General features: G+C 73.3%; 7 protein-coding genes and 1 pseudogene. 3 read left to right on the forward strand and 5 right to left on the reverse strand.

Going from position 1 to position 7668, the window contains the following annotated elements; genetic code table 11:
• Nucleotides 1-1102, reverse strand: a 1102-nt coding sequence (locus tag ABZW03_RS33135; RefSeq protein ID WP_355266678.1) for an FAD-dependent oxidoreductase, incomplete at its 3' end; no start/stop codon positions are given.
• 484 nt (nucleotides 1103-1586) lie between these two features.
• Between ABZW03_RS33135 and ABZW03_RS33140 the strand changes: the two genes are divergently transcribed.
• Nucleotides 1587-2750 (forward strand): magnesium and cobalt transport protein CorA, encoded by a 1164-nt coding sequence (locus tag ABZW03_RS33140; protein WP_355266680.1) that lies wholly within the window; start codon nucleotides 1587-1589, stop codon nucleotides 2748-2750.
• A 78-nt stretch (nucleotides 2751-2828) separates the two neighbouring features.
• Here ABZW03_RS33140 and ABZW03_RS33145 read toward each other — a convergent pair whose 3' ends face one another.
• Nucleotides 2829-3185 carry a hypothetical protein gene (locus ABZW03_RS33145; RefSeq protein WP_355266683.1) on the reverse strand — a complete coding sequence of 119 codons (357 nt, stop codon included), beginning with the start codon at nucleotides 3183-3185 and terminating at the stop codon, nucleotides 2829-2831.
• Between the two features lie 126 nt (nucleotides 3186-3311).
• On the opposite strand from ABZW03_RS33145, the gene ABZW03_RS33150 reads away from it, so the two are divergent.
• Together ABZW03_RS33150 and lepB are read left to right on the forward strand one after the other, a co-directional pair.
• Nucleotides 3312-3908 (forward strand): XRE family transcriptional regulator, encoded by a 597-nt coding sequence (locus ABZW03_RS33150; protein ID WP_355266686.1) that lies wholly within the window; start codon nucleotides 3312-3314, stop codon nucleotides 3906-3908.
• Nucleotides 3909-3971: 63 nt separating this feature from the next.
• A complete protein-coding gene (gene lepB / locus ABZW03_RS33155; protein ID WP_355266689.1) occupies nucleotides 3972-4955 on the forward strand; it encodes a signal peptidase I in 984 nt (327 codons plus the stop codon).
• 38 nt (nucleotides 4956-4993) lie between these two features.
• Here the strand turns inward: lepB and ABZW03_RS33160 are convergent.
• From ABZW03_RS33160 to ABZW03_RS33170, 3 genes and pseudogenes are all read right to left on the reverse strand, one after another.
• Nucleotides 4994-5101, reverse strand: a pseudogene (locus ABZW03_RS33160) (hypothetical protein); the annotation flags it as partial.
• Between the two features lie 233 nt (nucleotides 5102-5334).
• Nucleotides 5335-6522, reverse strand: coding sequence for a HAMP domain-containing sensor histidine kinase (locus ABZW03_RS33165; protein ID WP_355266692.1), 1188 nt, complete (start codon nucleotides 6520-6522; stop codon nucleotides 5335-5337).
• A 132-nt stretch (nucleotides 6523-6654) separates the two neighbouring features.
• Complete coding sequence (locus tag ABZW03_RS33170; RefSeq protein WP_030057574.1) at nucleotides 6655-7392, reverse strand: response regulator transcription factor; 738 nt, start codon at nucleotides 7390-7392, stop codon at nucleotides 6655-6657.
• Nucleotides 7393-7668: the final 276 nt, after the last annotated feature.

Below are 7668 nucleotides of genomic sequence, written 5' to 3' on the forward strand. Positions count from 1 at the left end.
CGGTGTGCGGCTCGGTTAGGGTGAAGGCCGGGGTCGGCCGGCCGGGCAGCGCCTGGTCGGCGGGGACGAGCGAGGTCTTGTGGCGGTTGAACAGCGCGACGGTCACGCCCTGCCCGTACACCGGGTTGAAGGTGCTCGCGGCGTCGCCGACCACCACCAGTCCGTCCGGGCTGCGGCGCTCGTAGTGCCGGCGCACGCCCGGGCCGGGGTGGAACCCCCGCACCTCGCCCGCCGGTTCGGCGTCCCGCAGCATCTCGTGCAGGAGCGGGTCGCGCAGCTGCCGCAGGTGCTCGGTGAAGCCCGCCTCGCCGGCCGCCGGTTCGGCACCGCGCATCCCGGCGAGGCTGACGATCCAGCGGTCGCCCTCGACCGGGAGCAGCACGCCCAGCCGCGGCGCGTCCGGCGCCTTGGTCTGGAGGTAGACCGCCCGGTCGCCGGGGTCGGCCCCGGCCGGGCGGTGGAAGACCCGCGAGGCGTACGTGACGCCCGCGTCCACCCGCTCCTCGGGCACCGGCGGGCAGCCCAGCCCGGCCAGCCACTTCGGCACCGAGGTCGAGCGGCCCGTCGCGTCCACCACCAACTCGGCGGGTATGTCCCGGACTTCGCCGCGCTCCGGACCGCGCTCGCGGACCTGCACCCCGGTCACGGCGGTCGCCGAGCCGAGCAGTCCGACCGCGTCCGTCCCCTCCAGGAACTCGATCGCGGGGTGGGCGCGGAGCCGGTCCAGCACGAACGCGTCCAGCAGCGGCCGGGTGCAGGAGAGGAAGCTCGTCCGGGCCGGGTAGTCGGCCAGCCACCCGGCGGAGCTCAGCCACTTGACGTCCGAGACGGACACGTGCCGCGCGCCGGCGGCCGACAGCTCCCGCTTGATGCCGGGCATCATCTCCTCCAGCAGCCGGTGCCCGGCCTCCAGCACCAGGTGGGCGTGCCGGCCCTGCGGCACCCCGGCCCGGTTCTCCGCCCCCGCCGGGTACCGGTCCCGCTCCACCACGACGATCCGCTCCGCGAACCCGCGCAGCGCCCACGCGGCCGCCATCCCGGCCAGCCCGCCGCCGATCACCACCGCCGTACCCCGCCCCGGGGCCCTCTCCGAAGAAGTCATGACACGTAGCGTAGTGGCGCGGTCGTCTCCTCGTGATCGCTTCGCTTCGGACGAACATCCCTGTCCGGTACGGCTGTTGATGCACGGCCTGGCGGGAGGGGGTGGACGGTGCGGCGCGGACGCGGGCGGCCGGCGCGGTCCGTGGCGGCGCCCAGGCCGGAGCCCCGGTCGGAGCCGGGGGCGCGCGGGTACTAGACTCGACGGGGTTGTGCTGGCGCCTCTCCCGGTGCGTGGGCGCGCGGAGCCGAGGAGGTGAGAGCCGTGGAGTGCAGTAGTACGGGTCGAAGTCGGCCCCGCCCCCGGTTGTCCCGCACCACTCGCGGCCCCCGGCACACCTCCTCCCGTACGGCTCCCGCGCGGCACTGACCTCGTCCTCCCGGCGAGGCGCCGCCGGTCGCGCCGTGCGCGTGGCGGCCGGCCGGGCGCCTCCGGTCCGCCGTGTTCCCGTACGGCGGCCGGGCATTCCCCCGTGGAGGTCCCCGCCATGTCCGACTGGCGTGTGCGCGCCGTGCGCGCGAGCAAGCGTCCGTTCTCCCGTTCCGTCGTCCGGTCCGCGGACGCCCAGCCGGCGCCCGAGCACTCGATGGACCCGCGCCCGGACCAGCCCGTCGAGCCGGTGACGCTGGAGCGTTCCGTCGTGGACGCCGCGGTCTACCAGGACGGCCGCCGGATCGAGGCGCCCACCGACCTCGCCGACATCTACCGCAGGCTGCCCGACCGGCCCGGCACGATGGCCTGGATCGGCCTGTTCCGCCCCGCCGAGTCGCAGCTGCTGGAGGCCGCCGACCGGTTCGACCTGCACGAGCTGGCCGTCGAGGACGCCATCGTCGCCCACCAGCGGCCGAAGCTGGAGCGCTACGGCGACACCCTGTTCGTGGTGCTGCGCGCCGCCCGCTACCTGGACGAGGCGGAGGAGGTCGACTTCGGCGAGATCCACCTCTTCGTCGGCCCCGACTTCGTGCTGACCGTCCGCCACTCGCAGGCCCCGGACCTGTCGGCGGTGCGCCGCCGCCTGGAGGACGACCCGGAGCTGCTGGCGCTCGGCCCGGAGGCGGTGCTGTACGCGGTGCTGGACGCCGTGGTGGACGGCTACGCGCCGGTGATCGCCGGCCTCCAGCACGACATCGACGAGATCGAGACCGAGGTGTTCGGCGGCGACCCGCAGGTCTCCCGCCGCATCTACGAACTCTCCCGCGAGGTGATCGAGTTCCAGCGGGCCACCCGTCCGCTGCTGGAGATCATGAAGAGCCTGGAGGCGGGCTTCGGCAAGTACGGCACCGACGACGAGCTCCAGCGCTACCTGCGCGACGTCGCCGACCACGCCACCTACGCCGCCGAGCGGGTGGACGGCTTCCGGCAGATGCTCCAGAACATCCTGACCGTCAACGCGACGCTGGTCTCGCAGCGGCAGAACGAGGAGATGAAGCAGCTCGCCGAGGCGGGGCACGCGCAGAACGACGAGATCAAGAAGATCTCCTCCTGGGCGGCCATCCTCTTCGCACCGACCCTGATCGGCACGGTGTACGGGATGAACTTCGAGGAGATGCCGGAGCTCAAGTGGGCCTTCGGCTACCCGTTCGCGATCGGGCTGATGGCGCTGGTGTGCACCGGGCTGTACCTGGTGTTCAAGAAGCGGGACTGGCTGTAGGGCCGGACCTCGGATCGGTCCGGGGGTTTCCGGGCTCCGACGCGCCCTGATGCCCGGGCCCGTGAGGCGCCCCGACGCCTACCCGTGCAGCAGCCGCTCGTACTCGGCGTCCGGGTCCAGCTGCCGCCGGTACTCGACGTGCAGCCGGACGGCGCCGTCCGCGCCGGCGAGGCGGTCGAGCGGGCCCAGGGCGGCCGGGAGCGGGCGGGGCCGCGGCCACTGCTGGGCGAGGACGGCCAGCGGGGTGCCGTCGCCGCCGCGCAGCACCCAGGTGGCGCGGCCGCCGCCGATCAGCGGGAGGCGGGGGCGGGGGAGCCCGAGGGCGGTGAGCGCCGCCGGGGCGTCCAGGCCGTCGGGGAGCGTGACGGTCTCGGCGTGCGGGGCGTCGGCGTCGTCGCCGGCCGCGACGCTGTCCCGGGTGAGGAGGATGCGCATGACGGGAGGATAGGCCGGGCCGGCGGGCGGCCGGGCCGACGGGGGGCGTGGTTCGAGGGGGAGGGCCGGGGCCTCACCCGTGTGCCGGATTGACAAGGAGCCTTGCCGTACCGGCAAATGGCAGGCATGGCCGACGAAGAGTTCGAGAACGTCCTCACCACGGTGGGCCCGCGGCTGCGGGCGCTGCGCCGGGAACGCGGCACCACGCTCGCCAAACTGGCCGCCGCGACCGGCATCTCGCTCAGCACGCTGTCCCGGCTGGAGTCCGGGCAGCGCAAGCCGACGCTGGAACTGCTGCTGCCGCTGGCCCGGGAGTACCGGGTGCCGCTGGACGAACTGGTCGGCGCCCCGGCCACCGGAGACCCGCGGATCCACCCGCGCCCGGTGACCAGGAACGGCCAGACCATCGTCCCGCTCACCCGTCACCTGGGCGGGCTGCACGCCTACAAACACATCGTGCCGCCGGGCCGGAACGCCGGACCGGACCTGGAGCTGAAGGTCCACGAGGGGTACGAGTGGCTGTACGTGCTGTCCGGACGGCTGCGGCTGGTGCTCGGCACGCACGACCTGGAGCTGACGGCCGGCGAGGCCGCGGAGTTCGACACCCGGACCCCGCACGCCTTCGGCAACGCGGGCCCGCAGCCGGTGGAGTTCCTCAGCCTGTTCGGTCCGCAGGGCGAGCGCATCCACGTCAGGGCGCGGCCGGGAACCTCTGTTCGGTAGGTTCGTTCCTGACAGGGGGTCTTCCTACCGGCTCCCACCAGGCCGTCGGGAGGGGCCGAGGACATGAGTGTGCAGCAGAGCGCGGAGTCCGGCGAGAGCGGCGGAGCCGGGGAACGCGAGGTGGCCGGGGACGGCCGGGCGGCGGCCGGGGCGGGGACGGGCACCGCGGTGACGCAGGGCGCGGACGCGGGTGCCACGGCCGGTACCGGTGCCGTCGCGGGTGCGTCCGCGAAGACCGACGAGGCGGCCGAGCGCCCGCGGAAGAAGCGCCCGTTCTGGCAGGAGCTGCCGATCCTGCTGGTGATCGCGCTGCTGCTCTCGCTCGGCATCAAGACCTTCTTCGTGCAGGCCTTCTCCATCCCGTCCGGCTCGATGGAGCAGACCCTCGCGATCGGCGACCGGGTGCTGGTCGACAAGTTCACCCCGTGGTTCGGCGCCGAGCCCGAGCGCGGCGAGGTGGTGGTGTTCCGCGATCCGGGCGGCTGGCTGGAGGGCACGTCGACGGCCTCCGGCGACTCCGTGACGGGCACCGTCCAGAAGGTGCTCAGCACCGTCGGCCTGATGCCCTCGGCGGACGAGAAGGACCTGATCAAGCGGGTGATCGCGGTCGGCGGGGACACCGTCGACTGCGAGGCGGGCGCGCCGCTGAAGGTGAACGGCGTCGCGCTGGACGAGCCGTACCTGTTCCCCGGTTCGACGCCCTGCGACAACGACCCGGTCGGCACCGTCACCGTGCCCAAGGGCAAGCTGTGGGTGATGGGCGACCACCGCAACAACTCCCGGGACTCCCGCTGGCACCACAACGAGGGCGGCGACGGCTTCGTGCCGGTGGACAACGTGGTCGGCCGGGCCTTCGTGGTCGCCTGGCCGGTGTCCGACTGGTCCACCCTGCCGGTCCCGGACACCTTCGACAAGGTGCCGGCCGGGGCGGCGGGCGCGGCCGGAGCAGCAGCAGCGGCGGGCGCGGGGGCAGCGGCAGGGGTCGGCGCGGAGCCGGCCTGGGTCGCGGCCTGGGTCACTGGGGTCACCTCGGTACCGGGCTTGTAGTCGGCGAAAAAGTCCCACCAGGCTCGGTCGACCGAGTTCGGGTCCTGGAGGTACTGCTGGTAGATCTCGTCGACGAGCCACTCGTTGGGGCCGAAGCCAGTGGAGCTTGCCGAGCTGTTGGGGTGTTCAGGGGACTGTGGCGACACGGCGGCAACCGCCCTCTTCCGCTTCCTTTTGGGATGTTTGGACAGCGGGGATTAAGGCTACGCCCCTGACCAGTGATCGCGCAGTCCCCGGGGCCCAGGCGTCGCCCAGATCACAGTGCTGACCTGCACTTTGGCTGAAAAAGTGCGTTAGAAAGCCGCATCTGAGGGGAACCGATCGGCGCCGAACAGGGCCCATATCCGGACCAAACCGGACAAAATCTCGGACGAATCCTCTAACGATCTTCGTATGTCGTTGTGTCGGATCTGTGACAAATGTCCTGACCGTCGCCCTGGCGCTGCCCGGGCAGCCGGACCTCGATCCGGCAGCCGCGCGGGGACTCGGCCACCGCGATCCGCCCGCCGTGCAGGTCCACCGCCCAGCGGGCGATGGCCAGGCCCAGTCCGGTGCCGCCGTCCGCGCCCGGTCCGGCGGCGGTCGCGGTGCCGCTGCGGCTGAACCGCTCGAAGACCCGGGTGCGGTCGGCCGGCGGGATGCCGGGGCCCTCGTCCTCGACCTCCAGCAGCAGGCCGCCGCGCTCGCCGTCCGGTCTCGCCCGCACCGTCACGGTGCCGCCGGGCGGGGAGTGCTTGCAGGCGTTGTCGACCAGGTTGGCGACCACCTGGTGGAGTCGCTCCGGGTCCGCCACGCCGGTCAGGCCGGTGGGGCTGACCTCCAGGGCCAGCCGGACGTCCCCGCGCCGGGAGAAGGCGCCGCCGGCCGTCGCGCCGTCCACGGTGACCCCGCGCAGCACGCCGTCCAGGAACTCGCGCACCTCGAAGGGGCGGGCGTCCAGGTCGACCACGCCGTCGTCGATCTTGGAGAGGTCGAGCAGGTGGGTGACCAGGCGGCCGAGCCGCTCGGTCTGCTCCAGCGCCGCTCCCAGGGTGGCCGGATTGGGCTGGACGACCCCGTCCACCACGTTCTCCAGCACGGCGCGCAGCGCGGCGATCGGCGTGCGCAGTTCGTGCGAGACGTTGGCGACCAGCTCGCGGCGGTGCCGGTCGGCGGCCTGGAGGTCGGCGGCCATGGCGTTGAAGGCGGCCGCCAGCTCGCCGATCTCGTCGCGCGAGTTCACCTCGACCCGGCGGCTGTAGTCGCCGGAGGCCATCGCGCGGGCGGCGGCCGTCATCTCGCGCAGGGGGGCGGCCAGCCCGTGCGCGAGGAACTGCATGAAGAGCAAGGAGGCGATCATGGAGAAGACCATGATGATCCGGATCTGGGTCTCGGACCGGATCGCCACGACCACCATCCCGGTGGCCAGGAACACGGAGACGATCACGAGCAGGGCGAGTTTGCCCTTGATCGAGCGGACCGGGTCGAGCGGGCGGATGTCGGCCCAGACCCGGCGGGCGGCGCGGGCGGCCAGGTTCTGCGGCCGCGTGCCGTCGGATTCCCCGTTGCGTTGCTGTGGAAAGGTCATGGTCCCCTGTGGTCCCCGCGTTGTCCCCCCGCGTGGTGGCACGGCGTCGTCCGGACACGGGCCCCCCGGTGGCCCGTCGCCCGTGGGCGCCGTGGGCTCGTCCCGGGTCCGGCGAGGACCCGAGGGACGGCCCTAGGAGAGCGGGGCCTCCAGTGCGTAGCCGACGCCGTGGACGGTGCGGATCCAGCTGGCGCCGATCTTCCGGCGCAGCGCCTTGACGTGGCTGTCCACGGTGCGGGTGCCGGACGCGTCGGTCCAGTCCCAGACCTCGGCCAGCAGCTGCTCGCGGGTGAGCACCGCGCGCGGCTGGGCGGCCAGGCAGGCGAGCAGGTCGAACTCGGTCGGCGTCAGGTGGACGTCGCCCGAGGCCAGCCGGACCCGGCGCTGCACGTGGTCGATCTCCAGCTCGCCGAACCGCAGGCTGCCCAGCGCGGGCGTGCGGGCGGCCTGCTGGGCGCGCTCGACCCGGCGCAGCAGGACGTTGACGCGGGCGGCCAGCTCGCGCATGGAGAACGGCTTGGTCATGTAGTCGTCCGCGCCGACGCCGAGGCCGACCAGCAGGTCCGTCTCGTCGTCGCGGGCGGTCAGCATCAGCACCGGCACCGGGCGCTGGGCCTGGATCCGGCGGCACACCTCCAGGCCGTCGAAGCCGGGCAGCATGATGTCGAGGACCACCAGGTCCGGCTGCCAGGTGTGGAAGCCGTCGACCGCGCCGGGGCCGTCGTGGGCCACGGCGACCTTGAAGCCCTCGGCGCCCAGCCGGGCGGCGATCGACTCGGCGATCGTGGGCTCGTCCTCCACCACCAGGACTCTGCGCTGGCTGCTCACAGTGCCACCGGTGTTGTGGTTGTCCTGCTGAATTTCTGTCACGGTCACGCCACCGCCCCCAGGGCTGCGGGCCGGCCACCTGTGGGGATGGCGGGGCTCCGCTCGTAGTCTTGTTCCGTCGTGGACTGTGCCGGGTCCGCCGTCCCGTCGCGCGATCGGGAGCCGAGGACGGATGGTCGGCCGCCCACTTCTCCCACGCACTTCGCAGCGTACGGACAGCGGATGCTTCCCGGCAGGTGGACCGGACGTTTCCGGCCCGTGGGCCGGCCGTCGGGCCGCCCTCGGACCCACTGCACGAGTGGGCACGGGCCGATACCT

This window comes from Kitasatospora sp. NPDC004799 (genome assembly GCF_040609095.1).
GTDB lineage: Bacteria > Actinomycetota > Actinomycetes > Streptomycetales > Streptomycetaceae > Kitasatospora.

Bases quoted from the DNA above. Each gene is read 5' to 3' on its own strand.
- ABZW03_RS33165 (WP_355266692.1), bottom strand. From the start codon at position 6,522: ATGACCTTTCCACAGCAACGCAACGGGGAATCCGACGGCACGCGGCCG.
- ABZW03_RS33150 (WP_355266686.1), top strand. From the start codon at position 3,312: ATGGCCGACGAAGAGTTCGAGAACGTCCTCACCACGGTGGGCCCGCGG.
- lepB (WP_355266689.1), top strand. From the start codon at position 3,972: ATGAGTGTGCAGCAGAGCGCGGAGTCCGGCGAGAGCGGCGGAGCCGGG.
- ABZW03_RS33140 (WP_355266680.1), top strand. From the start codon at position 1,587: ATGTCCGACTGGCGTGTGCGCGCCGTGCGCGCGAGCAAGCGTCCGTTC.
- ABZW03_RS33145 (WP_355266683.1), bottom strand. From the start codon at position 3,185: ATGCGCATCCTCCTCACCCGGGACAGCGTCGCGGCCGGCGACGACGCC.